The sequence below is a fragment of the Autumnicola psychrophila genome (assembly GCF_031846645.1).
Lineage (GTDB): Bacteria > Bacteroidota > Bacteroidia > Flavobacteriales > Flavobacteriaceae > Autumnicola > Autumnicola psychrophila.
Genome location: NZ_JAVRHN010000031.1, coordinates 1 through 901, shown reverse-complemented (window position 1 = coordinate 901; position 901 = coordinate 1). Strand labels below are relative to the sequence as shown.

Sequence of the window (901 nt, the reverse complement as noted above, 5' to 3'; positions counted from 1 at the left end):
CATTAGTTTTTTACTATGGATACTTTTAATTTAAGATCAGTTTAATTTTTTAATAGTTTTCCAAACCAATTTAAATCGTGCTTATATGTATGATTGGTATTCTTATAGGTTCTAAAAATATATTCGACGGAAGTAGAATTAATTATTTCTAAAATTGAATCTATTGATTTATTTGGAATATCCTTATCTGCAATTAAATTTATTGACATTAAACCTTTTCCATGATCTTTATAAATATTTCTAATTGAATCTACTTCATATTTGAGATTAGATAAATTATTGGAATAGTCAGTTTTCACAATCAAGTTGTTATCTCTATATCCAGCATATATTAAAAATCTTTCTAATGTTACGGTGGCAACCATTAAACTATCCGTAGTATTTGGTAAATCAATATTTAATTCAATTTTTTTCTGAAAATAATTGAACGCATCATCTGCTTTTTTATACTCTGAAATTAATGAGTTATCTATTCTATCTAATTCCAAGTTATTGGAATCTATCTCATAATTAAATTTGATTTCTTTCAGCGTGGTTGGACCATGCATATTATAAAATAGAATTCTATTATTGTTAAGTAATTTCCATTCTGCTGCATAATTTCCCGAATCATCTGTTATATAGAGTGTATCTTCTAAAAAAGTTACTTCTATAATCTCTCCGTATGCCTCTTGTGCATACCAAGTACCCAAAAACTTTTTTTCTTCTTTATTATTTTGACAAGAATTAAAAAAAATAAGAATAAATATGAAGGCGATTTTTCTCATAAAAATTAATGCCAACGGTCTCGGTTATCGCGAGTTGCGGGAGTAGGGACGCGGACTTGTCGGATTAATTGTTTTCTTTCCTGGTTTCTAAAATTATACTTTTTAGGCAATACCCGTTATTTGCGATTAACCGA

Annotated in this window: 1 protein-coding gene; it reads right to left on the bottom strand. The window is 27.6% G+C overall.

Annotation, left to right across the window (positions count from 1 at the left end):
• Window positions 1-41: 41 nt before the first annotated feature.
• Window positions 42-782, bottom strand: a complete 741-nt coding sequence (locus RM541_RS17365; RefSeq protein ID WP_311501397.1) for a hypothetical protein — start codon at window positions 780-782, stop codon at window positions 42-44.
• Window positions 783-901 lie beyond the last annotated feature (119 nt).